Origin of the sequence: Micromonospora sp. Mcm103 (assembly GCF_024519755.1) — a bacterium.
GTDB lineage: Bacteria > Actinomycetota > Actinomycetes > Mycobacteriales > Micromonosporaceae > Micromonospora > Micromonospora aurantiaca.
This window is the reverse complement of the sequence record NZ_JALJRJ010000032.1, coordinates 12,776-38,243: the sequence shown is the minus strand read 5'-3', so window position 1 is coordinate 38,243 and position 25,468 is coordinate 12,776. Positions and strand designations below refer to the sequence as shown.

General features: G+C 70.8%; 16 protein-coding genes and 1 tRNA gene. 7 read left to right on the top strand and 10 right to left on the bottom strand.

What is annotated here, in order from left to right; translation table 11 throughout:
• Positions 1 to 108: 108 nt before the first annotated feature.
• Positions 109 to 774 (bottom strand): GNAT family N-acetyltransferase, encoded by a 666-nt coding sequence (locus OC439_RS28375; protein ID WP_262016107.1) that lies wholly within the window; start codon positions 772 to 774, stop codon positions 109 to 111.
• 229 nt (positions 775 to 1,003) lie between these two features.
• On the opposite strand from OC439_RS28375, the gene OC439_RS28370 reads away from it, so the two are divergent.
• Together OC439_RS28370 and OC439_RS28365 are read left to right on the top strand one after the other, a co-directional pair.
• Entirely contained in the window at positions 1,004 to 1,189 is a 186-nt protein-coding gene (locus tag OC439_RS28370) for a DNA repair protein (RefSeq protein WP_262016106.1), read from the top strand.
• A gap of 105 nt (positions 1,190 to 1,294) precedes the next feature.
• A complete protein-coding gene (locus OC439_RS28365) occupies positions 1,295 to 1,813 on the top strand; it encodes a hypothetical protein (RefSeq protein ID WP_262016105.1) in 519 nt (172 codons plus the stop codon).
• A gap of 49 nt (positions 1,814 to 1,862) precedes the next feature.
• Here OC439_RS28365 and OC439_RS28360 read toward each other — a convergent pair whose 3' ends face one another.
• Positions 1,863 to 2,600 carry a Clp protease N-terminal domain-containing protein gene (locus OC439_RS28360; protein WP_262016104.1) on the bottom strand — a complete coding sequence of 246 codons (738 nt, stop codon included), beginning with the start codon at positions 2,598 to 2,600 and terminating at the stop codon, positions 1,863 to 1,865.
• A 65-nt stretch (positions 2,601 to 2,665) separates the two neighbouring features.
• Here OC439_RS28360 and OC439_RS28355 point away from each other — a divergent pair, with 65 nt between their 5' ends.
• Entirely contained in the window at positions 2,666 to 4,378 is a 1,713-nt protein-coding gene (locus tag OC439_RS28355) for a Na+/H+ antiporter (RefSeq protein ID WP_262016103.1), read from the top strand.
• 27 nt (positions 4,379 to 4,405) lie between these two features.
• Here OC439_RS28355 and OC439_RS28350 read toward each other — a convergent pair whose 3' ends face one another.
• On the bottom strand, positions 4,406 to 7,060 hold the full coding sequence (locus OC439_RS28350; protein WP_262016102.1) for a DUF4132 domain-containing protein: 2,655 nt from the start codon (positions 7,058 to 7,060) through the stop codon (positions 4,406 to 4,408).
• The gene (locus OC439_RS28345) at positions 7,061 to 7,369 is read right to left on the bottom strand and encodes a hypothetical protein (protein WP_262016101.1); all 309 of its coding nucleotides are present in this window, start codon (positions 7,367 to 7,369) and stop codon (positions 7,061 to 7,063) included.
• A 113-nt stretch (positions 7,370 to 7,482) separates the two neighbouring features.
• On the opposite strand from OC439_RS28345, the gene OC439_RS28340 reads away from it, so the two are divergent.
• Both OC439_RS28340 and OC439_RS28335 read left to right on the top strand, forming a co-directional pair.
• A complete protein-coding gene (locus OC439_RS28340) occupies positions 7,483 to 8,982 on the top strand; it encodes a sigma-70 family RNA polymerase sigma factor (protein ID WP_262016100.1) in 1,500 nt (499 codons plus the stop codon).
• A gap of 21 nt (positions 8,983 to 9,003) precedes the next feature.
• Positions 9,004 to 9,984: a DUF2804 domain-containing protein gene (locus OC439_RS28335; protein WP_262016099.1), complete on the top strand. Its 981-nt coding sequence runs from the start codon at positions 9,004 to 9,006 to the stop codon at positions 9,982 to 9,984.
• Here the strand turns inward: OC439_RS28335 and OC439_RS28330 are convergent.
• From OC439_RS28330 to OC439_RS28315, 4 genes are all read right to left on the bottom strand, one after another.
• Positions 9,969 to 11,726, bottom strand: coding sequence for a glycoside hydrolase family 2 protein (locus tag OC439_RS28330; protein WP_262016098.1), 1,758 nt, complete (start codon positions 11,724 to 11,726; stop codon positions 9,969 to 9,971). The two genes, OC439_RS28335 and OC439_RS28330, sit on opposite strands and share 16 nt — an antisense overlap.
• Positions 11,723 to 13,051: an MFS transporter gene (locus OC439_RS28325; protein WP_262016097.1), complete on the bottom strand. Its 1,329-nt coding sequence runs from the start codon at positions 13,049 to 13,051 to the stop codon at positions 11,723 to 11,725. The genes OC439_RS28330 and OC439_RS28325 overlap by 4 nt, the downstream gene beginning before the upstream one ends.
• A gap of 143 nt (positions 13,052 to 13,194) precedes the next feature.
• Positions 13,195 to 13,267: transfer RNA gene (locus OC439_RS28320), tRNA-Lys, on the bottom strand.
• 62 nt (positions 13,268 to 13,329) lie between these two features.
• On the bottom strand, positions 13,330 to 16,398 hold the full coding sequence (locus OC439_RS28315; protein WP_262016096.1) for a VWD domain-containing protein: 3,069 nt from the start codon (positions 16,396 to 16,398) through the stop codon (positions 13,330 to 13,332).
• A gap of 77 nt (positions 16,399 to 16,475) precedes the next feature.
• On the opposite strand from OC439_RS28315, the gene OC439_RS28310 reads away from it, so the two are divergent.
• Both OC439_RS28310 and OC439_RS28305 read left to right on the top strand, forming a co-directional pair.
• A complete protein-coding gene (locus OC439_RS28310; RefSeq protein ID WP_262016095.1) occupies positions 16,476 to 17,210 on the top strand; it encodes a class I SAM-dependent methyltransferase in 735 nt (244 codons plus the stop codon).
• Between the two features lie 117 nt (positions 17,211 to 17,327).
• Positions 17,328 to 17,708, top strand: a complete 381-nt coding sequence (locus OC439_RS28305) for a polyketide cyclase (RefSeq protein WP_262016094.1) — start codon at positions 17,328 to 17,330, stop codon at positions 17,706 to 17,708.
• Positions 17,709 to 17,890: 182 nt separating this feature from the next.
• Here the strand turns inward: OC439_RS28305 and OC439_RS28300 are convergent, their stop codons facing one another.
• Together OC439_RS28300 and OC439_RS28295 are read right to left on the bottom strand one after the other, a co-directional pair.
• A complete protein-coding gene (locus OC439_RS28300; RefSeq protein ID WP_262016093.1) occupies positions 17,891 to 18,349 on the bottom strand; it encodes a hypothetical protein in 459 nt (152 codons plus the stop codon).
• Between the two features lie 312 nt (positions 18,350 to 18,661).
• Entirely contained in the window at positions 18,662 to 25,459 is a 6,798-nt protein-coding gene (locus OC439_RS28295) for a polymorphic toxin-type HINT domain-containing protein (protein ID WP_262016092.1), read from the bottom strand.
• Positions 25,460 to 25,468: the final 9 nt, after the last annotated feature.

Here is a 25,468-nt window from a genome sequence, read left to right as displayed (position 1 = left end):
CCCTTGTTGACCACCGGCACTAACACATAGCGTTACCGATGTCGGGGCCTGGGGGAGAGCAGCGGACCGTGGATCCGGCCCGGGATCCACGGTCCGCGCCAGGCCGGCTCAGCGGGGGAACACGCCGAACGCGGTGAGGCCGCGATCCGGGAACCCGGCCGCCTCGGCCACCCGGCCGGACGCCGCGTTGCCCGGTTCGTGCAGGTAGGTGGGGATCGCCCCCTCGTCGAGCACCCGGCGGGCCGCCTGCGCGACCAGCCGCCGGGCCAGGCCGCGCCCGCGCGCCGCCGGCACCGTGCCCACCGCCAGCTCGTGCCCGTACGCGTCGTGCCGCTTGATCCCCACGCCGGCCTGGTACGCACCGTCGGCGCCCCGGACCACCAGCACCTCCCTGTCGAACAGCCGCAGCCACGGCGGCAGCCCGGGCAGCGTGGGCGGCACCCACTCCCCCACCTCCGGCAGCGGCGCCGGGTCGGTGCACCAGCGGAAGACCGAGGTGTGCGCGATGAACTCGGGCGTGCCGACCGCGCCCGGCAGGTCGGGCAGCCACTCCCCGAGCGGCCGGTCGCGCACCAGGGTCCGGACCGCCTCGACCCGGTCGGCGGCCACCGAGAGGACGGTGCTGCCGTCCGCTGTCACCGCGACGGCCGGGCGCAGCCGCCCGTCCCAGGCCGGGCGGGCGCGGCGGTAGGACCGGACCACGTGCAGCCCGGGGCCCGCCGGCCACTGCCCCAACCAGGTCGCCAGATGAAGGAAGACCCGCCGGTCGAGCACGTGATCATGGTACGCCGGGAAGCCGCGCCCGTGTCCGCCGAATTCCGCGATCGCGCCGGGGTTGAGACGTGCGGCCGATGGGTAGAGGGTCGGCACGCCAGCGACGGACGCCGATTCCTGCTTCCGCCACCGGCCGCAGGACTTCCGGCGCTTCACGGAACCGAAGGCATCGACCCTGCGTCATATTCATTTTCATACATGGACAAGTTTCTCTGGGACGGTAGTGGTCATGCCTCACGAACCGAATGACCGATTCCAGCAGGAGCCGGAGCGCGGCTGGCGGGCCGCCGCAGACGCCGGACGGTTCCCGGCGCAGCCGGCGTACCGCGAGGCCCGTGACCGGGGACTCTCCTGGGCCGAACTGAACGCGCAACCGGCAGGCACCGCCTCCTGGCGTGGCCTCACGACGCTCTGAGGGCGGGCGGCGACACACCGGCCGGGCGGCGTACCGGCCTTCGCACACCTGTGCGGTAGCGTCTTGTGGTCCGATTTCCGGCCTACGACAGGAGAAGCTCCGCGCATGGGCAAGAAGACGATCCACGTCTCCGACTTCACCGGTCAGGTGCTCAGCCCCGACGACGAGGTGGTCAAGGTCGTCGTCCTGGAGCACCCGGACCTGGTCGCCGGCCCCGTGCAGCTGGACGCCACCGCGGTCGAGGTGGAGAGCATCGACGACGCGGCGCTCGACGTCGCGGTGGTGGAGATCTACGACCGGCACGGCCACGGTGAGCCGCGCCGGGTCGTGCTGACCGCCAGCGAGTTCGACGCGATGGCGACCGACGTACCGATGGCGCAGCTGCTGCGGACCGCCGAGCGGGTCAAGCCGCCCAAGGCCCGGCGCGCCACCGAGAAGATCGACTACGGCACCATCGAGCACGCCGGGCGCCCGCACCGCGGCCGGGTCACCGAGGAGGAGGCCCGGCTGGTCCGGGAGCACCTCGACGAGGTGAACAAGCGCCTGGCCGACGCCGGCATCCGCCAGGTCGACCCGGCCGACCCGGAGCACGCCGCCCGGTACGGCTTCCCCGTCGCCGGCTGACGGCCCGGACGCCGGGCACGCGCCCCCGTGACGCGTGCCCGGCGCGGGGTCAGGCCCCTTTCCGGCTGATCTCGGCGAGCGCCGCCTCGAACGCCGACTCCAGCGCGGACTTCTCCAGGCCGAGGCCGCGCAGCACGCCGTCGTCGCCCTCCTCCTCCAGCAGGGCGAGCAGGATGTGCTCCGTACCGATGTAGTTGTGCCCCATCCGCAGCGCCTCCCGGAACGTCAGCTCCAGGACCTTCTTGGCCCGCGCGTCGTAGGGGATCAGGTCCGGGACCGGGTCGGCCTTCGCCGGCAGCGTCGCGGTGACGACCTCCCGCAGCCGCTCCAGGGGTACGCCGTTGGCCACGATCGCCGCGGCGGCCAGCCCCTCCGGCTCGGCGAGCAGCCCGAGCGCGACGTGTCCCGGGGTGATCTCGGCGTTGCCCGCGGTCCGCGCCTCCTCCTGCGAGGCCAGGACCACGTTGCGGGCGCGCGGGGTGAACCGGCCGAATCCCGAGTTCGGGTCGAGCGCGGCGGCGGTCTCCGCCTTGGCGGCGGAACGCTTCTGGGCAGCCTGCTTCGTCACGCCCATGCTGCGGCCGATCTCTGTCCACGAGGCGCCGGAGCGGCGCGCCTGGTCGACGAAGTGCCCGATCAGGTGGTCGGCCACGTCGCCCAGGTGGTCGGCGACGAGAACGGCACCGGCCAGTTGGTCGAGCGCGTCGGTGTGCGCCTTCTTGATGCCGTCGATGAGGTCGTCGAGTCGTACCGGATGGGTCATCTTGAGCGGTTCGGTCTCCTCCATGCGTCAACCATAGGTTGACGATCTCAGGGCCGTCAACCCTCGGTTGACGGTGCCGTCCGCGTCGCATGATGATCTCGACGCGGGTACTGTCGGTCGGGGTGAGCACCCATTCGACACTGCTGTTCGTGCTCGCCGCCGTCGCGGTCGTCGTCGCCGTGCGGTGGGTGGCCTCCCGGACCGGTCTGCCGGCAGCCGCGCTGCTGCCACTCATCGGCATCGCGTACGCGCTGCTCCCCGGCCCCAACGTCGGCCTCGACCCCGACCTCGTGCTCATGGTCGTGCTGCCACCGCTGCTCTACAGCGCCGCGCTCGACTCCTCCCTGCTGGACATCCGCCGCAACCTGCGGATCGTGGTCAGCCTCTCCGTGGTTCTGGTGCTCCTCACCGGACTGCTCGTGGGCGTCGGGTTCCACCTGTTCGTGGCCGGCGCGACGCTGGCCGCAGGCATCGCTGTCGGCGCCGCGATCGCCCCGCCCGACCCGGTCGCCGCCCTGGCCGTGGGCCGCCGGGTCAACCTGCCGCCGAAGATGGTCACGATCATTCAGGGCGAAGGGCTGCTGAACGACGCTACCGCGCTGACCATGCTCAGCGTCGCGGTGGCCGCCGCCGTGGGCGGCACGTTCTCGTTCCCCGCCGCGATCGGGAAGTTCGTGCTGGCGGCAGCAGGCGGCATCGCGGTGGGCGTGGTCGTCGCCCGGGCGAAACGGCTGGTCCGGCCGCTCACCGCGGACCCGCTGCTGTCCAACGCGATCTCGCTCGCGACACCGTTCGTGGCGTACCTGCTCGGCGAGGCGCTGCACGTCTCCGGCGTGCTCGCCGTGGTGGTCGCCGGCCTGATCGTCGGCCACCAGACACCGCAGTTCGGCTCCGGGGCCGCCCGCCTCCAGACCAACGCCGTGTGGCGGCTCGTCGACTTCCTCCTCGAAGGCTTCGTCTTCCTGCTGATCGGCCAGCAGCTCCCCGCCGTCGTGCGGGGCCTGCGCCAGTACGAGACGTCGACGATCGTCATCGCCGTCGCCGTGTCGGTCGGCGTGGTGCTGCTCCTGCGCCCCGCCTGGCTGATCCTGACCCAGTGGCTCCCCCGGTCGCTGCACACCCGGCTCGGCGGCGTCGCCGAACAGGACGACACCGACGACCCTGACGCCGCACGCCGGCTCGGCGGCGTCGACCGCAGGGAACGCGGCCTGACCGCCCGCGAGGTGGTGGCCCTGAGCTGGTCCGGTACGCGTGGCGTGATCAGCCTCGCCGCGATCTTCACGCTGCCGTTGACCACCCGCAGCGGAGACCCTTTCCCCGATCGTGACCTGCTGCTGTTCTGCACGTTCGTGGTCGTCCTGGTGACGCTGGTCGGGCAGGGCCTGACGTTCGCGCCGCTCGTGCGGATGCTCGGCCTGCGCGCAAACGAGGCCGACCAGGCCCGGGTACGCAACGAGGCCCGCTCGGCAGCGGTCGAGGCCGCCCTGGCCCGCCTCGACACCGTCGCCGCCGAGGAGCCGGACAGCACTGTCGCCGTCGACACCACGCGGGCCCAGTTGCAGACCCGGCTGGCCCGCTACCGGGGGCGGCTCGACCTGATCCAGCAGAGCGGATCGTCGGAGCTGCCCACCTCACCGGAGTACGAGACGGCGCTGCGGGTCCGCCGGACCGTCCTCGAGGCGCAACGCGAGGAGTTGCTGCGGTGGCGCGACTCCGGACGGCTGCCGGACGAGGAACTGCGCGTGCTGGAACGCGAACTCGACCACGAGGAGCTGTTGCTGCCGAAGCGGGCACCAGGCTGACCCTGGGCCCGGCGCCCGCCGGCTGCCTCACAGCTGGCGCAGGATCACCGGATCCTTGATCTTCTTGTCGGCGGCCAGCAGCAACGCCTTGCTGATGATCTCGGTGAGCCGGCTGTCACCCTCGAAGGGGAGGTACATCTCCGGCTCCTTCGCCTTCGCCGAGTCCGGGATGATGCACAGGTACCGCTCGTCCGGTGCGATCAGGATGTTGCCCGAGCCGCAGTGGATGCGGTACGTGTGCAGGTCGCCGCGTACCTCCAGGAACCTGTCGGTGAGCGTGCAGCGATCGGCGATCGCCAGCCGGGGGATCAGGTCGGCCAGCACGTCCCGGCGCGTCCGGGCGGTGGGAGTGAGGTCGCCGAAGCTGTTCCGCGCCCAGTAGTCGCGGTACCGGCCCGCTGGGCCGCCGTCGTACCAGTCCGGGTCGGATCCGACCCCGGCCGCGGCCACGAACAGGTCGACGTCGCGCATCACCTCGCTCAGCACGACCGGCGGAACCTCCGCCAGCGGAACCGGCAGGCGCTCTCCCCGGACGAAGAACAGCTGGTCGGTCCCCATCGTGTCGAACACGAGGTCGTCGCCCCGGTCCTCGATTCCGGCGACACCCAGTTCGGCGCGCAACCCCCAGTCCGGGAGAGCCAGCCGGGGCAGGTTGTACGAGGCCCCGTCGTTGCGGTGCTGGACGTACGACCAGCCGCGCCGGGACAGCAGCGCGTTGAGCCGGTGCTGACGCACGATGTGCGCGGCGAACCGGTTGGAGTACGTCCCCGTGGCCCGCTCCGCGTCGGTGAGCAGGTACTGCTCCCGGTGTGCCTGCTTGAACGGCTGGGTGATCTCATGCCGGGCCAGGAAGTCCCGCCACGGCCCCACCGCGTCGGGGTCGAGCACCGGATGCCACAGCCGGACCGTCGCCTCGTCGGCCGGCTCGACCACTGTGTCGTCCACTGTTCGCAGCGCCTCACCGGCCCAGCAGCAGGCAATGCCGTCGACGGTCCAGACGAGACGCCGGGCCAGGGTACGGGCCAGCGGATGGTCGAGGAACCGTTCGCGCCACTGCTCGACGGTCCACGAACGGTCGCGCCGCAGGAGCCCTTCCAGCCGGTCGCGGGTGGCGACGAGCGTGGCGGCGACGTCAGCGACCGTTGCCTTCAGCTCCTTCACCTCGTCGCCGTGTTCCTTGCGCACCTGCGCCGGAGGGGCCTTGACCACCTTGCCGTCGGCGTTGCGCCACACCAGTAGGGCGTCGACGCCGCGCACCTCCAGCTCGTACGAGCAGTCGCCCAGCTTGTCCGCGAGCGGCAGCCCGAAGCCGGGCAGGGCCATCTCCTCGACGTCCTCCCGGCTGACACCGCGCGCCTCGGCGTGCCGGGTCAGCCCCTTCTCCACCAGGCGCAGGGTGCTCTTGTAGGTCAGTCGCGAGGACAGCCGCGCCAGTTGGGCGAGCGCGGCCGGGTGATCGGTGTCGACGAGCGCCGCCACCGCGACGTTCGCCAGTTTCGGGCTCGCCGGGCCGTGGCCGGAGATCTTGCGGGCGGCCCGTTCCGCGATCTGGCCGAGACTGCGCAGTGTCTGCTCGGACGGCGGGCACATCGTCCGCGTCGAGATCAGTCCCCACAGCAGCCCGACGTTGTAGCGGTCGATCATCCGTGGTGGCATGTCCTTGATGTGGCCGGGGCAGCATATGGTCATGCGCAGCGGCAGGCGGCGCGCCTGCCCGACGAGCGGGAGCCAGTCGTCGAGCCGGGCGGTGAAATCGTCGACGCCCACCGCGTCGAGCAGCGACCGGGCCTGCTTGCGCCAACCGGCCGTCGGCTTCGCCTTGTCCACCTCGACCCGACAGTGCGCCAGCAGCGCCTCCCACGCGGACCGGCGATCCGCCGGCATCGCCTCGATGTCCGCGACGGCGCGGTCGGCCCACTGCTCACCGACGTTGGGAATCGGCCACATCCGGTCGGCCTCGTCGCTGATGTCGCTCAGCGAACGTTCGATCCGGGTCCGGCGCCAGTTCGCCAGCGCCGCCGGGTTCACCCGCCCGGCCGACGCCTGCGCCTGGATGGCCTCCCAGGTGAACCGCTTGAGGCCGATGCTCCAGCCACCGAACCCCAGCCATGCCTGACCGCCGAGCCGGTCCAGCCAGGACGCGCCGTCGATCCCGCCGCCGGATCTGACGGCACTGATCAGCCTGCCCTGCCCGGCGCGGTGCTCCCCCGGCACCGTCAACACGTCGAACACCACCTGCCGTACCGGCGCCGGTTGTGCGGCCAGGAGTTCCTCCGTCCGGCGCCACGCTTCGCCCCGAGCGCGGTCCCACGGGCTCTCGTGCTGAAGCGGCAGCCGCGGCAGACGGCCGGCGACTGTCAGCGCGGCGGCGGCACGGCGGTCGTGATCCGCGTCGTCACCGGCCAGGTCGGCCACGGCGGCGGCGACCGACTCGGCCTGCCGCGTGGCCTCCGCCAACAGCTCGGCCTGCGGCGGAGCCAAATCGCCGGGCCCGCGCGGTTCGTTGAGCGCGGCGAGCAGCGCCGGAACCGAGCCGGCCGGCGCCCAGCCGCACACCGTCACCACCTTGTCGACGAACCTTAGCCGGGATGACTCGTTGAGGGTCCGGTCGGGGCGTTCGTACCAGCCCTCGACGGTGGTGATCACATCGCGCAGCGCCGGCTCCGGGTCGTACGTGTCCACTCAGCCACCCACCAGCGGAACGAGCTTGAGGAAGGTGACGCGGGATCCCGCGTGCAGGCGGACCTTCTCGTCCAGGGCGGTGACCTGGCGGTCGTCGACGAGCACCACGAAGGCGTTGCGGCCGAACGCGTCGAGAGTCGTCCGGCTGCGCTCCTCCGGGTCGGCGTCCACACCGGACTCGACGATCTCCAGCGAAACCCGCCGCCGGATCAGCTCGTCGAGCCGTACCTCTTCCTCGAAGACCTCGATGGTCCACGCCGGCCCGCTCGGCGCACCGACGACCTCGTCGGTGACTGTGATCAATGGCATGGCGGAGAAGATAGCGCTCTCCTCCGACACCGCACGCATTTTGTGTGACCTGAGCACGTACCGGACAGTCTCCACGGTGTACGAGATCGTTCCGTGAAGGCGAGGTTGTGAGCGTGTCCTATCCCGCGTACCCGAGCAGGGCCGGCATGTCGGCGGTGGTGGAAGCGGCACGCCGCGGCGACCGCGCGGCGATGGACGAGCTGGTCTCGCACTGTCTGCCGCTGGTCTACAACATCGTGGGCCGGGCGCTGAACCGGTCGGCAGACGTCGACGACGTGGTGCAGAACACGATGCTGAGCGTCGTCCGCGGGCTGCCGGGCGTACGCGAGCCGCAGCTTTTCCGCTCGTGGCTGGTCGCCGTCACCATGAACGAGATCCGCACCCACACGCAGCGCCGGCACACCACACCGGCGCCGCCGGAGGACATCGACAACGTGATCGACCCGCGCTCGGACTTCGAGGACCTGACCCTGACCCAGCTCCGCCTCGCCGACCAGCGCCGGGAGGTCGTCCTGGCCACGCGCTGGCTGGACGACGACCACCGCCACCTGCTGTCGCTGTGGTGGCTGGTCGAGGCCGGTCACCTCAGCCGCGCCGACCTGGTCGACGCCCTGAAGCTGGCCCCGCACCACGTGACAGTGCGCGTGTCCCGGATGAAAGCGCAGCTGGACACCGCCCGGCTGGTCGTGCGGGCCCTCACCGCCCGGCCCGGTTGCGCCGCCCTGGCTGACACGGCCGGCGGCTGGGACCGCCGGCCCGCGCCGGTGTGGCGCAAGCGGTTCGCCCGGCACATCCGGGACTGCCCGCACTGCCCGGACGCGACGAACGACCTGGTCCCCGCCGAGCGGCTGCTGGCCGGTCTGGCGCTCACCCCGATCCCGGCCGATCTCGCCTCGGACGTCACGCACCACCTGCGCACCGTCGCCTCGCCGTCGCACGCCGTCCCGCCCGGCGCGCAGATCGTGACCGCCGGGACGCGGTCGGCGTTCTCCCTGTCCAAGACGCTTGTCGGCGTCGTCGCCGCCGTCGCGGTGGCCGGAGGCGGCGCGCTCGTCCTCGCCAACTACCCGAGCGAGCCGAAACCGCGGCCGGCGAGCGTGGCAGCCGCGCAGCCCCCGGCCGCGACCGCCGCACCGTCGCTCACACCCTCCCCGACCCCGGTGGAGTCGTCCCCGCCCGCGGTGAAGCCGTCCCCCACCACCGCTCGCCCGAGCCCCGCCAGGTCCGTGAAGCCGTCACCGAAGCCGACCCCGTCGCCGACCCGGTCCGCTGGCACGTCGACGGGTGTCTCAGCCGCCGAACGGCGGCTGCTGGTGCTGCTCAACGAGCGGCGTCGCGCGCTCGGGCTGACCGAGGTCAAGCTCGGCGCGGCGCAGCACCGCGAGGCGGAGGCCTGCGTACGGCAGAACCTGAACGCGAGCGGCCTGCAGCACTGCGGGCACGAGGTGCTGTTCGCGTCGTCCGGCAACTCCTCGCCGGAGCAGATGATCGAGGCCTGGTTCAACAGCCCCGGGCACAAGACGGCGCTCACGTACGCCAGTTCCCGCTTCGCCGGCCCGGCGATCGTCTTCAACGGCAGCCGCCAGGTCGCCGCCATCAACATCGACTACTGAGGCGGTCGCTAGGCTCCGCTGATGACGCACGAGAAGGAGATCGTCGAGCCGGTCGACCTGTGCCTGCCGGACGGGCGGCTCAACCCCGCCGCGGTCGGCTGGACCCGCCGGCCGCTGCACCGGGCGAACCTGCGCGGCTGGGGAAGGGCCAAGCGCTGGGAGTACTGGGGGATCGTGACGCCCACCCACATCGTCGGTCTCGTCGCGTCGTCGCTGGACTACGCCGGGGTGCACGGCGTCTACGTGCTCGACCGCGCCACGAAGGTCGAGACCGGCAAGGACGTCGTGGTCCCGTTCGCCCGTGGCGCCGTGCTGCCGCCGTGCAGCGGCGCGGGCACCGTGGTCGCCCGTGGGAGCGGCCTGTCGATCGACATCGACCAGACAGGCGAGGGCAGCACGATCCGTGCCACCGCACCCGGCATCGAGATCGATCTCGTGGTGCCGCTCCCGCCCGGCCACGAGTCGCTCGGCGTCGTGGTCCCGTGGAGCACGCGCCGGTTCCAGTACACGGTCAAGGACGTCGGGCGCCCGGTGCGCGGCTCGCTACGGGTCGACGGCACGACGCACGTCGTGGACGAGCGGGACTCGTTCGCCGTGCTCGACCACGGCCGGGGCAAGTGGCCGTACGCGATCACCTGGAACTGGGCGGCGGGCAGCGGACGAGACGTGTCGATCCAGCTCGGCGGCAAGTGGACCGACGGCACCGGCTCGACCGAGAACGCGCTGTTCGTCGGCGGCCGGCTGCACAAGCTCGGCGCCGAACTGCAGTGGAGCTACGACCGCCACGACTGGCTGCGGCCGTGGCGGATCAGCGGTGATCGGGTCGCTGTGGAGTTCCACCCGTTCCACGAGAAGATCTCGCGCACCAACCTCGGCGTCGTGGCCAGCGAGACCCACCAGTGCTTCGGGCACTTCTCCGGCTGGGCCCAGGCGGACGACGGCGAACGGGTGGGGGTGGACGGCCTGGTCGGCTGGGCGGAGGAAGCTCAGAACCGCTGGTGACGCAGCCGCTCGTTGACCTGCCGGACCACCTCCTCGGGAAGCTTGACCACGCGCCGGTCGTACGTGAGCAGACCGTTGAGCTCGTCCTCCACGTCGGACAGCTGGGTGTAGACGGTCGCGCTCAGACCGGCCCGGATCGCGGGCACGATCTGCTCGGTGTGCAGCCGCGTGAACGCCTCCGCCAGCTCCCCGGCGCTCCGGCACCGCCGGTAGCCGAAATCCTTGCGGCTGAAGGCGTGCCCGTCGACGCGCAGGTTGTAGCCGCCGTACTCGGACAGCACCAGCACCCGCCGGTCGCCGCGTCGCCGCGGCACCCGGAAGCGGCGGAAATACACGTGCAGGCTGCGCAGGTCGCCGCCGCCCTGATCGTGCCATCCGCTGGCGTGGTCGACCGTACGGGTGCTGTCGAGTTCGGCGACCTCGCGGGCGATCCGGGCCGCGTCGAACTGCCCCCAGCCCTCGTTGAAGGGCACCCACACGGCGAGGCTCACCACGTTGCGCAGGTGCTCGACGGTGTCGCGCAGCTCGGCCCGGAACCGGTCCCGTCCACCGGCGTCGGCACGGCCGAACCAGCGCCGCCACCGGCCCCGGTCGGGCAGCCGCAGCGGCGTCACCGCCGGCGCGGTGACGACCAGCGAGTGGTAACCGCTGCCGCCGTTGACCATGTCCTGCCAGACGAGCATCCCCAGCCGGTCGCAGTGGTGGTACCAGCGCAGCGGCTCGATCTTGATGTGCTTGCGCAGCATGGTGAACCCGAGCCGCTTCATGGTGGCGATGTCGGCGATCATCGCCTCGTCCGAGGGCGCCGTGTACATGCCGTCCGACCAGTAGCCCTGGTCGAGGATCCCGGCGTGGAAGTACGGCCGGCCGTTGAGCAGCAGCCGGGGCACGCCGTCGGGGTCCGGTCCGACACCGAACGAGCGCATGCCGAAATAGCTGCGTACCCGGTCCGCGCCCAGCTCGGCGATCACGTCGTAGAGGAACGGGTCCTCGGGGCTCCACTGCCGTACCTCGGGGATCGGGATGCGAACGGCCATGCCGACGGGTGCGGTGGCCTCGGCCACCGCGATCCCGTCGGCCAGGATCCGGATGCCGGCGTCGCCGGCATCCGCCGGCGCGTGCACCGTCACCTCGACGCACCGCTCGTCGAGGAGCGGGGTCAGGGTGAGGTGCCGCAGGTGTACGGCGGGCACGCTCTCGGCCCACACCGTCTGCCAGATCCCGGACTGCGCGGTGTACCAGATGCCGCCGCGGCGCAGCCGCTGCTTGCCCCGGGAGTGGTGGCCGGTGTCGCTGTCGTCCTGGACCGCCACGACCAGGACGTTGGCGTCGTCGCGGAGCGCGTCGGTGATGTCGCAGGTGAACGGCAGATACCCGCCGGTGTGGCCGCCGACCGGAACATCGTTCAGGTAGACCTCGCAGGTCTGGTCGACCGCGCCGAAGTGCAGCAGCAACCGCGAGCCGGCAGCGTGGAAGCCCGCCGGCAGGGTCAGCGGGCGGCGGTACCAGAGCGTCTCGCCCGGCTGGAGCTGCCGCCCGACGCCGGAGAGCGTGGACTCCGGGGAGAACGGCACGATGATCTCGCCGTCGTAGCGTTCCGGCTCGGCGGGGGAACCGGTGATCGCGTACTCCCACCGGCCGTTGAGGTTGAGATAGCTGTCCCGGGCGAACTGCGGGCGGGGATACTCGGGCAGGACACGCTCCGGGTCGAGCGCGGCACCCCACGGGGTCGGCAGCGTCATGCCCGGGCCTCCCGCTCCCGCCGCCGCAGCGCCACGGCCGGCACCGCGATGAGGACCAGCACTGCGAGCGCCATGAGGAAGATGCCCGGCGTCGGGACCTGCTTCACCACGCCGAGGTCCTCGTAGACCTCGCCGGCGCCGGTGATCACGGCGGCACCGAGGTAGGGACCGACGAGCATCGGGACGAGGATGGCGAAGACCATCCGCAGCCCCTGGACATGGCCGGCCCGGTCCGGCGGTGAGTAGTCGCGCACGATGGCGCCGATCGGGGCGAGGACGAGCATGAAGCCCGACATCATCACGATCCCGGCGACGATCACGGGAACCATGCCGCGGGCGAAGAACATCAGCGCCAGGCCGGTGCCGTAGACCACTACCGCCGGCAGCAGGAAACGCACCTTGCCGACGCGGTCGATGAGCCGCCCGCCGACCACGCTGACCGCCGACGCCGTGACGAGGACGACGGCCAGGACGATCGCGTACCCCTCGATCCGCAGATACCGCTGCAGGTAGATGATCAGATACGGCAGGAACACCTGGGTGGAGATCCCCCAGATCGACCAGGCCGCCAGGGCGAGGTAGAGCCCCGGGTTGGCCCGGACGGCGGCCGGGCGCAGACCGTGTACGACGGCGCGCAGGTAGCCGCCCTCGTGCCGGACGAGTGACGGGCTGTCCTCGACCAGGAACCAGGCCAGCAGACCGGCCACGGCCATGATCGCGCCGATGATCACGAAGAACAGTTGCCAGTTCCCGGTGCGGGCCAGCCCGTCGAACCCGCCGAAGATCACCAGCATCGAGACCAGCGGCATGATCGCGAGCACCGACTCGACCCGGCCACGGTTCGCCGGCTCCGTCACGTCGGTGACCCACGCCTGGAACGCCGCGTCGTTGGCGCCCGAGCCGAGGAAGGACATCAGGCAGTCCAGCGTGATGACCGCGATCGCCGTGACCAGCACGACGTTCGCGACGGGCGCGATGTCCTCCACGAAACCCACGGTCAGGAAGCCGAAGGCGGCGGTGGAGACGCCCCACAGCAGGTAGCCGCCCGCGATGAACGACCTGCGCCGGCCGGTCCGGTCGGAGAGGGCGCCGAGCAGCAGGGTGGCGACAGTGGCGGTCACGGCGCTGGCGGCGACCATCGTGGCGATCACGTTCGGGTCGTCGGTGATCGTGTCGTACACGAACAGGTTCAGGTAGATGTTCTCGATGGTCCAGGCCATCTGCCCGACGAGCCCGAGCACGATCAGCGCGGTCCAGGTGCGGGGGCGCAGGCCGGCCGGACCGGCCGAGGTGGCCGGGGTGAGCACGCTCCGGGTGGCGGACACGACGGCCTCCTTCGACGGGTCAGAATATGATCTATTCCGCCCGGCAGTCGATGGGTCCGAGGTCCGGCCAGGTTGCGGCGTCCGAACGGGCACGACGAAAAGGCCCTGGTTCGGGGTGAACGAACCAGGGCCTCTGCCATCTGTGCGCCGCCAGGGACTCGAACCCCGAACCCGCGGATTAAGAGTCCGCTGCTCTGCCAGTTGAGCTAGCGGCGCTCGCTGACAACGGGACGAGACGTTAGCACCCCGCCCACCACCCCGGAAAGGCAGGGTCGGCCTCACCGCACCGCCAGCGTGACCTGCCCGGTCGCGGCCCCCGACGGGTCCACCACCAGGGTGTACGCCCCGGACGCCGGCAACACGGTCGGCCCGAGTTCACCGGCCCCGTTGATCACGCAGCCGCTGCCGACGGTGCTGCCGTCGGGCGCGCGCAGCGCCAGCACGCCGCACTGGTCCGGCAGGTCGGAGGCGGTTGCACTCACCGTCACGGACGTGCCGGCCGCAGCGGTGAACCGGTAGCCGATGATCGTGCCGGGCCGGTCCACGACGGCGACGACAGGTGGCCCGCCGAGCGCGATCGTCGCGCCCCGGTCCCGGCTGGTGACGACCCGCAGCGTGGCCGTGCCGGTGCCGCGTTCGGTGGGGTCGACCACCACCGTGTACGTCCCGTCGGCGGGCAGCGGCGTGCCGTCGATCTCACCGACGCCGTTGATCACGCAGCCGCTGCGCAGTAGCCGCCCCTCGGCGTCCCGCAGTTCCAGCGGCGAGCACTGGTCGGTGAGCGTGCTCGTCGGCACCTCCACGTAGACGCGCTCACCCGCGCGCCCGGTGAACCGGTAGCGGGCCCGCGCTCCGGGCTGCGCGACGGTGGCGGTGACCGCCGGGCCGTTCGGTTGCAGCGTCCCGTCGCTGTCCTGGGCCGTGTACACCCGCACGGCGGCGCGGCCGGTGTCACCTGGTGCGGCGGTGACCCGCAGCGCGTACGTGCCGGTGGCGGTGAGGTCGACGCGGTCGACGTACCCGGCGCCCTTGATGTTGCAGCCGCTGGCGATCTCCCGTCCGCCCGGTTCGGTGAGCACGTACGGCGAGCAGCGGTCGCCGATGCCCGGCGCGGTGGCGTCGACGAAGACGGCGTCCCCGGCGCGGGCGACGAACGTCAGCGGCTCCCCGCCGGGGGTGAGCGTGGCGGTGGCGACAGGAACAGCGGTGATCGGGGCGGCGGCCGGTGGGGCGACCTGTTCGGTGCTCGCGCCGGCCACGGCGAACTCGGGTCGGCCGCTGACCGCGACGTCGAAGACGCATTCGGTGAGCTGGGCGGGCGCGGTCACGCCGGCCCAGCGGCAGACCTGTTCGGCCGCCGCGCGCCGGGCCGGGTCGAGGTCGCCGACGGTGACCTCCCGTTCCGGGAACGCCCGGTCGGTGAACGTGCCGGTGTCCTGCCCGTCGTCGTAGTGCAGCAGCGAGCGGTCCCTGGTGATCCGCCAGCTGTCCGCGTACGCGGGATAGAGCTTCGCGAACGGCACCGGCTGTGCCAGTGCCGCCCCGGAGGCGGGCGCGATGTCGTCGGCCGGGTCGCCGTCGAAGTCGCCGAGCAGTCCGCGTACCTTCCCGGCCCTCCCGTCGGCCAGCCGCACCAGGATTCGGTAGCCGTAGCGGCCGATCTGGTCCACCGCCGCCGCGGACCCGTCCGGCCACGTCACGTCGTACCCGTCGGCGGGGCCGGTGTCCGACGGGCGGCGGGTGAGGGTGCCGCCGCCGGCCAGGTCGGTGCGGTCCGGCAGCGCGGCCGGCGCTGCGCCGTCGACGTGGACGCGGGTGCCGCCGTCGGTGAGGGTGAGCGCGACGCGGTGCGCGCCGATCCGGAACGCGACGGCCGAGTTGACCGAGGCGGTACGCGTGCCGGACATCGGGGTCTGCCGGACCTGCACCTCCAGCGGGTCGCCGCCGGTGGACGCGACCAGCGTGAACTCGCCGACCGCCTGGAAGTCGTAAGCGACCCGGTCGAACGTGACCAGGTGCGGGTCGCCGTTGCTGCCGCCGCAGTCGACGCCGTCCTCGCAGAGCTTCACCGGCCCCTTCGGCGGCGGCGTCTTCTTGGCCGGCTTCTTGCACTCGTCGAGGTTCTTCGGCAGCGTCTTCCCGTCGTACTCGGTGCGCGGCGGCAGCCCTTTCGCCGCCCGGTAGCGGTTCTCCGCGAGCGTCGCCTTCACCTCGGCGGTACGGATGCCGGTGCCGCCGCACTCGCCCTGCGGCACCGCGTTGCGGGAGATGTCGTCGGCGTGGTTCAGCTCGTGGTAGAGCGCGGCGCAGGGGTCGCGGGCCACCCCGTCGCCGTACGGGTCGGTGGAGGTCGGGTTCCAGGTGACGGTCGAGGAGCCCTTTCCGTCGGCGCTGTCCGGCGTCTCGAACGCGCCGGAGCCACCAGTGGTCGGGATGATCCGCACGCGGGGACTCTTCTTGTCGCGCAGCCGGGGCAGCAGGCCGGACGGGTCGCCGCCGGGTAGCGCGAACCCGGCCAGGCAGCCGTCGACAGCCGCCTGGAAGTCGACGCCGCTGACCGGGACACCTGCGGTCGGGTCGACGCCGTAGTCGGCCCGCGCCGGCCGGGCACCACCGCCGACGTATGCGCCGACGGCCATCAGCAGCACCAGGGCCACGGCGGCGGCTGTCGGCCGGCGTCGTCGGCGTACCAGCAGCAGCACGACCAGCGCGACGACGAGCAGCGCGAGTGCTCCCCCGCCGACGAGCCAGAGCCAGCGCCGTCCGGGACCGCCGTCGTCGGAGACGGTGAACGTGGTGGTCCGCAGCGCGCTCGCGCCCGCGCACGGGTTCGTCGCGCCGGTGACCGGCAGCGTCACGTAGCCGGCGGTCACCTCGTACCGGCCGGGTGCGCCGACCGGCCAGAGCGTGTCCAGCCCACCGCCGTCCGGGGTGGCGGCCACCGAGCGGAACACGACATCGCCGTCGCGCAGCCGTACCCCGGTCAATCCCACGGCGGCGGTCGCGCCCGGCTCCACTGTGGTCAGGCCGGCGGTGGCGGTGGCACCGATACCGTCCTCGAAGAAGCTGCGGGCCAGCGTCGGCTCGACGTCGCGCCCGTCCCGGCGTACCCCCGTGATCTGCACGGTGCCGACGGGCCCGGTGGCGAGCGCGCACGCCGACCCGGTGGTGTTCGTGACGGTGAGATCGAGGCGGACCTGGTCCCCGGCGCGGTAGTCGGCCTGGCCGGGCCGCAGGGCCAGGCCGAGGCCGCCGTCGGCGGGCGCCGCGGCGCCGCTCGCCGCCCCGGTCGCCAGAGCGGTCACGAGTACGCCGAGCGCCGCCACCAGCCGCAGGGTCCACCTCATGGTGCGGACTGTAGAAGCGGGTGGGCCGGTTTCCGCGCGGTCTGTCGGGGACCGGTCGGAGCCGTATCCTGCTGGTGATGAATGTCTTCGGCACGGTGGCCGACCTGTACGAGCGCGCCCGGCCCGGATATCCGCCGGAGATCGCCGAGTCGATAGTCGCCTACCACGGCGGCACCCCGGCCTCAGTCGTCGAGGTCGGCGCGGGTACCGGGAAGGGCACCGAGGTGCTGGCCCGCCTCGGTGCGCCCCTGACCTGCGTGGAGCCCGACGCGCGAATGGCGGCCCGGCTGGCCGAGCGGTTCCCGGAAGCGCGCATCGAGGCAACGACGTTCGAGCGGTGGTCGCCACCCACCGGCGGGGTGGACGTGCTCGCCTGCGCGATGGTCTGGCACTGGCTGTCCCCGGCCACCCGCAACGCCCTGGCCCGGCGCGCCCTGGCGCCCGGCGGCACCCTCGCCGTCTTCGGGCACCGCTACGACTACGCCGACGCCGCCCAGCAGGCCGCCGTCCGGGCCGCGCTGCGATCCGTCGACCCGACCGTCCGGGAGCGGCCCGTCGACTGGTTCCACCGGGACGTCCTCGACAGCGGGCAGTTCGACGACGTACGCCGCGAGGTGTTCCGGCGGGAGCTGCCGCTTGACAAGGAGCGTTACCTGGCGCTGATGCGCACGTTCGGGCCGTACCTGTCCCGCACACCGGAGCAGCAACGACGTGGGATCGCCGCCCTCGACCGGCTGGTCGACGACTTCGGCGGCACCGTCGTGCTCGACCTGCGAACCACGCTGGTGCTGGGGCGGGCCGATGCTCGGTGACCGGTGGGGTGTCTCCGACGACGAGACACGTCGCCGGTATCCGTGCGACGACGTCGTTCCCGCGCCCAACCTGCGGGCCTGGCGCGGGGTGAGCGTGGACGCGCCACCTTCCGCCGTGTGGCGTGGGTCGCCCAGATCCGGCTCGCGCCGTACTCGTACGACTGGATCGACAATCTCGGCCGCCGTTCACCGCAACGGTTGGTGGACCTTTCCGAGCCGGTGGTGGGCGAGGCGTTCACGACTGCCGGTGGGCGGCGACGGGGCCGGATCCTCGCGGTCGAGCCGGGACACCACCTCACCGGCGAGATCATGGGCGCGGTTCTGTCGTACGTCCTGGTGCCCGACGCCGGGAACACCACCCGCCTGCTGCTCAAGGTGGTGATGCGGACGAACCCGGTGATCGCCCTCGGCGGATGCCTCGGCGACCTGGTGATGGCCCGCCGGCAGTTGCTGAACCTCAAGCAGCTCGCCGAGTCCGGCGACGGGCCGGCTCGCTGACCGTCGTGGCTACGGCTCTGTCCTGCCGATCACGATGACTGAGCGGTCAAATGTCGCCATGACGAGCATCTCATGGCGTGACGGAGTTGAGGAACTGCGCCGACTGGTTGAGGCGGAGGGCGGCGACCCTGATCGCCCCTCGATCCATCGCCACAAACACAGCAGGCCGCCGCACTGATTCATCATTCCCGTGAATCCCATTCCCAGTCGACCTCGTTGAACTGCGAGAGCTTGTCCGCCGACAACGCCGCCAGAATTACCTGGTAACCAAACTCGCCATCATCGTGGCCAGCCTGGGCCAACAAGCCTTCAGAATGGTAGAACCGCACGGCAGGCTCAGGCCAGGCCCACAACGGATGGTCGAGCGGTCGCAGCCCTCGCACCACTGATTCAAAGCCCCGTCGATCAAGGGCCATGTTGACCAGACCGCAATCAGCGCCAAAGACGGCACTGGAAACGAAGATGTAAAGAATGAGCTCTGACAGTAGCAGCCCAGTGGGCCGCCAACTCTCCGGCCCTTCCCGCTCGTACGTATACGGGTCAAGCCCGCTTCCCACGAAAGCCCACTCGAAGGTCTCCCCGGCAGGCCCGCGACAGAAAATTGTATGTTCGCCATCGACAACGAGTTCGCTCGAGGCCAAGAAGCGATAATAGCTGGTGTAGGAGCTGAGGTCAGCCCCGACCAACTCGTAACAGCTGGTAAGCACTTCCGGCAACTCCTGGATCGGAGCTTCATTGACACCCGAGGCCGAGTGTCCGTACCACGCGGACAAGAAGTGCCCCAAAGAGTCAGGCCCGGGATTCTCAAGTCTCCCAACCAGATCAAGCCACATACTTCTCTCGCTCCTAAGCTATTTCGACAGCAGGGCTTGCCGGAGCGAAAGCTCCGGCAAGCCCTGCAACCCTACTGCTTCGTCAAGCTGACCGGCATCCCGAGGGAGCCTCGGGTTGAATCACTCAGGATCCCAAAAAACGGTAGCATTCTTGTACTTGTTGAGCGACTTGTTGCAGACGGGGCAGGGGATCCGCTCCGAGTAAATGCGGGTAACACTGAGCGGGTCGACACCCCGCCGTGCAAGCTCGCGGTTAATGCGGATCTCGCTGTGCAGGCCACCCCGATGCCCGGCGGTACCTCGAGGAATGTTCGCCATCGTGATAGTGCGACTCCTACCACTGGAGGTCGAGTACTCGAATACCGCAACGTTCTGATTCTCGGCAATGCCGTTGTCTTCGCGGAACCTCTTAGCCTTAGCCTGAAGATCGTAACCGTCAGCCTTGTCCACGATCGCGGCGGGCACATCGGGGCCGCAGTTGTGCACCAACAGGTGGCTATCGCCTGCCACCACGTAGTACGTGTGGATGTCGTCGACCGTGAGGTTGTGGACCTGCGCCGGTTCCGTCCACTGCCGGATCGCGCTGATCTGCACGTGCGTGCCGGCCGAGGTGCGCAGCCACTGACCAGCCCGCAGATCGGCGGCCTCTACCCACTCGTCCAGGCCGGGCACCCAGAACGGGTGGTTGTCGGTGGCGACCACGCGTTCCGCGGCGTCGCCGCTGTCACCGTCGGGATCGATGGTGACTTCGACCAGGTTCTTGCTGCCCTGACCGATGATGGTCGCCACCACCGGCTTGATCGTCGTCTTGCCGGTCACCGGATCGGTCACCAACACGACGTCGCCGGTCTTGACATCCTCGATCGGCTTGCGCGACCCGTCGGCCATCACCACCAACGTGCCCGGCACGAAGCTGTTCTTGCACTTGAGGAATGCCCTGGCGCTGCCGACCAGGTCGCCGAGCAGGCCCTTGACCCGGCTGGTCAGGTTGGCGAGTTTCTTCCACTTCCATGGGGCGCCGTATCTGACTGCGAGTTTGCCCAGGGCGCCGCCGATCGCCGCGCCCGCGACGTTGGCTGCTGTGGCCAGGCAGCCGCCCATGTCGCCCTTGAGGAAGCAGTCCAGGGCATCGGTGATGCCCAACTCGTCCATCAGGATCTTCGCCAGGGCCTTGGCGGCGTTGAGCATCTTCGCCTTGGCCGCGGCAATGCGCCGCTGCCTTTCCTTCTCCGCCGCCGCCCGCGCGGCCGCAGCCCGCTCGTCCGCTGATGCCCGCGGGTTGTTGTGGACGTTGATCGTGGGTTCGTCCGGGTCGTACGCGCCCGAGCAACCACCACAGCCGTCGTTGTGGCCCTTGACCTTGTGGTAGTTGCCGTACATGTCCTCGTAGTCGGCGCCCGGCCCGCAGGCGTCGTCGGAACAGGCCTTGAGACCGTCCGGGTCGGAGAACGAGATCGGGTTGTTGTTGGCGTACGCGTACCCGTTCATCTGCTGCGGGTCGTTGACGTCGATGATCGGGTCGACCGAGATGAACCGGCCGGCGATCGTGTCGTACTCCCGCGCGCCGATGTTGACCAGGCCTGTCGTGGAATCGATGTTCCCGTTGACGAAGCCCTTCTCCGTCGGCCACTGACCTGGCGAGGCATCCCGGTTCTCGCCGTACGGCGTCATCCGCCGGTGCGTGACAGCGCCACTCTGGTCCACGACTGCCTGGCCGGTGCCGTGGTGGTCGTTCGCGACGTACCGGAGGCCGTCCACCTTCCGGACCAGGCTTCCGCCGCCCGGAAGCGCGTAGTACCGCGTGGCGTCGGTGGACCGGGTCTGGTGGTTCAGCCGGATCTCCATGCCCAGCAGGTAGAGCGTGGTCGAGGCCGGCTCCTTGCGGAGCATCCGGGAGCCGTCGACGTCATAGAGGAAACTGGTCTTCTTGCCAGCTTCGGTGACCGACTCGAGGTTGCCCTCGGCGTCCCAGACCAGGTTCTGGTCCTCGCCGGCCCTCGTCCGCTTCTTCGTGTTGCCGGCCGCGTCGTACTCGTACGAGTACAGCTGATCACCCTGCGGGGTCTTCTCCGTCATCTGGCTCAGCGTGTGCGGCTGCGCCTGGCCGGCGGCCGGATAGGTGTAGCTGCGCTCGATGAGCGGAGTGCCGTTGGTCCCGTACTGGACCTCGGTCTTGCGGTTGCCCGTGACGTCGAAGGTGTAGGCGTGGTGGTAGGGGGCCACGCCGCCCACCCCGGTGACCGAGGGCCCGCCGGCGCACGGGTCGGTCGCGGTGCTCGCCGACGTCCAGGCCCGGTCCATCCGGCGCAGGTAGTCGTACGTGAAGCACTGCGTGTCCTGCGTCCCGGACGGGTTGTTGGCGATCCGCAGGATGTTGCCGGACTGGTCGTACGTGTAGCGGGCGTCGATGTCCACGACCGGAGCCGACTCGCGGTCCAGCCGTAGCCGGGTGAGCCGCTTGGAGCCCTGCTCGTACTCGTAGGTCGACCAGACCTTCCGGGTGCCCACCCGGGCCTCGGTCTGCAGGACCTCGCCGGTGCCGGCGTACTCGACGTCGGTCAGGTAGGGGGCGTCACCGGTCGCCGCGGTCAGGCGCTCAAGACTGTCGTAGGTGTAGGCGACAGTCTCGAACGGCAGCCCACCGCCCTCCGACATGCTCAGCGACTGGACGGTGCCGTCCCGGTTGAACTCCGTGCCGAAGGTGTAGAAGCCGGCCAGTTCGGCACCGGCGTGCTCGGGCACGGAGTAGTAGGTGGCGTGCGGCCGGTAGAACTCGTCGTAGATCGAGAAGTACGTGGCGTACTCGTGCCCGTCGATCCAGCGGCTCGTCGAGGAGAGTTCGCCCAGCATCTCCAGGTCGTACGTCCAGCTGCTCAGCAGTTCCCCGGTGTCGGCGGCCCCCTTGTAGACGGCGATCTTCCGGCCGATCTCGTCGTACTTGGTGCTGATCGTCTGCTGGAGGACGTTCGTGGTGCTGGTGAGCCGGTCCAGGTCGTCGTAGCCGAACGTCGACGCGCCGGAGTCCGGGTCGGTCGACTTCGTCTTGCGGCCCAGCTGGTCGTACTCGTGGGTCCAGACGTTGCCCGCCGGGTCCTTGACCGTCTTCAACTGGCCGGCGTGCGTGTAGGTGTACTCGGTCTTGTCGAAGTCGCCCGTCGGACCGCTGCCCTTGTACTGCCGCAGTTCGGTGGTCTTGCCCAGGGCGTTCGTGATCGAGGTCGTCGGGGTGCCGCCGGCCGGCGGGTCGACCGAAACCCGGTCGCCGCCGTAGGTGGTCGTGGTGCGCCACTTCTCGTTGCCCGCGACCGCGAAGATCTCCGCCGTGACCCGGTCCGCGCCGTCGTAGACGTACAGCGTCTGGCCGTTGACGTCACCGTTGACGGCCGGGTAGATCACGTCGGTGGGCGCGCCCGCGACCGTGTACGTCGCGTACGTCTTCGCCAGCTGACCGGTGCCGGTGTAGAAGGTGTCGGCGACCGTACGGGTGCCGTCCGGGCCTTCCGACTGCACCTGGCGGGGCCGGAGCAGACCGTCGTGCAGCTTGTACTCGACGCTGTAGGAGCCGTCGTTCTGCCGCCGCTCGGTCTTGATGGCGACCGGCTTGTCGGTGCGGACCAGGTAGCTGTAGCGGATGCTCGGCTCCAGCCCGCTGGCGCCCGTCCGGTCCGGCATCCAGACCTTCGCCAGCCGGCCCAGGGCGTCGTACTCCAGGACGCTCTTGAGGCCGTTCTGGTCCACCTGGGCGACCGGCACACCCCACGCCGGGGCGTAGTCGGTGGTGGTGACGAACTCCAGCGGGTTGGTCTCCTTGACCTTGGTGGTCAGGCCGTTGGTGTCCGTGTACACGGTCTTGGTGACCCGGCCCAGCGCGTCGACGGCGGTCAAGGGCCGGCCGTACGCGTCGAAGGTGCCCTCCGACGCGCGGATGTAGGTGGCCGTCGTGCCGTTGTGGCTCTTCAGCCGCTCGGTCCGGGTCGGGTTGCCCAGCGTCGGCGCGACGCCGAACGCCTTGCCGTCGTAGAGCGTCCGGGTGTCGGAGATGACCTGCTTGCTGCGATCGGGGGTGGCCGAGCACGCCACCGACACCGACTCGACCCGCGACACCAGGCTGTACAGGTGGGCGGCCGCGTTGTCGGCGTACGTGGTCCGGCTGCAGGCCTCGTCTCCGGTGACCGCCACGTCACCCTCGTTCTCGGTCTCGGTCACCCGTCCGAAGCTGGTCTCGAAGGTCGAGGTCTGCTTCGTCTCCCGCCACCCTCCGGCGGCCAGGGCGACCAGGCTCCGGGCGGTGGTGGTGTTGATGAACCAGGCCTTCTTGCTGCCCCAGCTGTGGGTCTCCGTCGCGGTGTTGTGCCGCCACGGGACGGCGATACTCTTGCTGACCGCGTCGGCGCCGTCGTAGACCACGCTCTCCAACTGGTGGCCGGAGAACTCGTTGTGATCGGTGTGGCTCCCGCCGGTGGAGTCGGCGACGCTGACGGTACGCGTGCCGCCGTCCGGATCCTTGTCGCCGTGCATCCCTCGCAGGTAGCGGTACTCCGTCTTGGTCGTCTGGACCTGGCCGTCGCCGGCCGTGACGATCACGCGGCCGTAACCGCGCCAGTCGCTCCAGGTCAGGTCCTTCGGGTCGGAGATGCCGTCCGGGTCGGCGTGCCGCCAGGCCGCGCCGTCCAGGTACTGGTAGCGGGTCACCATGTCCGGCGCCCCGCCGGTGCGGTCGGTCTCGACGACCTGCTCGACCACGTACTTGTGGAACCAGTCGGTGATCGGGTCGCCGCTGCCGAGCGGGTTCCACTTCACCGGGTAGCAGCGCCTGGTGCTGTTGCCCGGTGTGGGCAGCGTGCTCTTGGTGCAGTCCGGGCTGGCGTAGTTGACGTCGATCTGACCACCGGCGTCGGTCCACACGGTCGCCAGCCGGAAACGGACCAGCGGGGCGATGTTGTCGCCGTCGCGGTCGATCCGGTTGGGCAGTTGCAGACCGCCCAGTTCGACCGACGGCATGGCGATGTCGGCGCCTGGCCCGTAGAGGCCGGTGTGGGTGATCTTGTGGAGCCAGAGGGTCCGCGAGCCGTCACCGTTGTCGGTGAGCAGGTGGTCGAGCTTCCAGTTGTCCACCGGCGTCCAGCCGGTGCCCTCGCGGATCTCGGTGGTGATGCCGGTCAGCCGGGCCCGGGTCCAGAACGTCGGGGTGATCTGGTCGAGCTTGCACTTGGTGTCCTTGGCGCAGTTCCGGTCGAACGGCACATCCGGCCAGTAGGGCGCGGTGGTGTTGTTCAGATCCTGCGGGTCGCAGTCGACGTTGCCGGACGGCAGGCACCGTTCCTTGGTCTCGAAGCGCACCCGGGCGGGGGCGTTGGTCGTGTAGACGGCCTCGTGCCGCTGGCCGTAGTCGACCCGCTTGAGCCAGCCGCCCCGGACGTACGGAACACCGTTGACGTCGGTCTTCTTGCCCCGGGCGTAGTAGTTGATCTCCTTCTCGTAGAAGTACGAGGTGACGTTGCCGTAGCGGTCCTTGACGTAGTCGAGGCTCCAACGCCACGCCTGGTCGCAGTACGCCGACGTGAACGTCGCGTTGTAGCAGGGCTCGCCCGAGTCGTCGCCGTAGATCGGCACGGTCCAGGCCGAGCCGGTCTCCTCCTTGCCGGAGGTCCAGCCGGGAAGCCGGTTCAGGCCGAAGTGGTACTGCGTGCCGTCGGTGGTGGTGACCCGCCAGTACTCGCCGTCGTTGTCACCGTTCACCGCGCCGGTGAGCCGCTCGACCTTCGAGCCGTCGTCGGTCCCGAACCGCCAGGTGTCACCGGTCTTGACCAGTTCCGTCGACTTGCCGTTGAGCAGGATGGTCGCGTTGTCGTACGCCCAGCACTGGTCGGCGTACTGGTCGTGCCCGTCGTCCGAGCAGGGCTTGTACCGGCGCTCGATGTGCCCGGGCTCGTAGTTGAAGCCCTCACCGATCCACGAGCCCTGGTTGTTTGTCGTCGCGGTCCGGCCGTCGACCGACTGCGACGAGTAGGCAAGCGCGATCGGCGGCGCGCCGCCGCCCGGCACCGGCGGGCTCCGCAGCGGGTAGCTCCATGAGAAACCACCCGTGGAGGGGGCCACCGACCACTTCGACGACGGGGACAGCTTCGTCGCGCCGTAGTCGCCCTGCGAGGAGGAGTCGGTGGCGGTCATGGCGAAGAGCGCCCCGGTGCCCGCCTCGGCGGAGAGCGTCTCGGCGGCGCTGTCGTTCGTCGTCGGTAGCGGAACCGGGGCACACTGGGCCTTCTCCGGCGTGGTCAGCGCGCACTCGGGCAGGCGGACCAGCCGCAGCCGGGCGCCGAAGTCGCCACCGAACGCACCGGCGACCCCGCCGTAGCCGAGGTCGAGACGGACGTTCCTGGCAGCGGCCTGACCGTCGGCCCGGTTGAGCCGGACGATCGGGCCGTCGACCTTGGCCTTCTCCGAGGCCTTCCGGTTGAGCACCTCGATGCGTACCTTGCCGGGAGCGGAGGCCGGACGGGCCGAGTCCGCCGCGGCGGCCGCGGCGGCGGGCGCGGCCGACACCGCGACCGGCAGGCCACCGATCTTGGCGGTGGCCGCCGGGGCCTTCGACGTACCGGCGGTGGACCGGGCCGACGCGGGCGCCGGCACGGTGATGTCCGCGGCGCCGGCGGCGGGCCAGGTGACCTTCGCCGGGGCGGTGGAGGCTGCGGCCACCGCCGGGTTGGCCGCCTTCGGCTTGGCCGGCAGCGGGTCGCGCTTGGGCAGGACCTTGGACGCGTCCGAGGTCGACGGACGGTTCGGCTTCGCCTCGGCCGAGGCGGGTGGGGTCGCGATCTGGATGAAGCCGGCGGCCATGACACCGGCCATCGCCCAGGAAACCGGTCGTACGGTGTGGCGGACGAACCCGCCGGACCGGACCAGGAGTCGGGAGAACATCACCCCTCC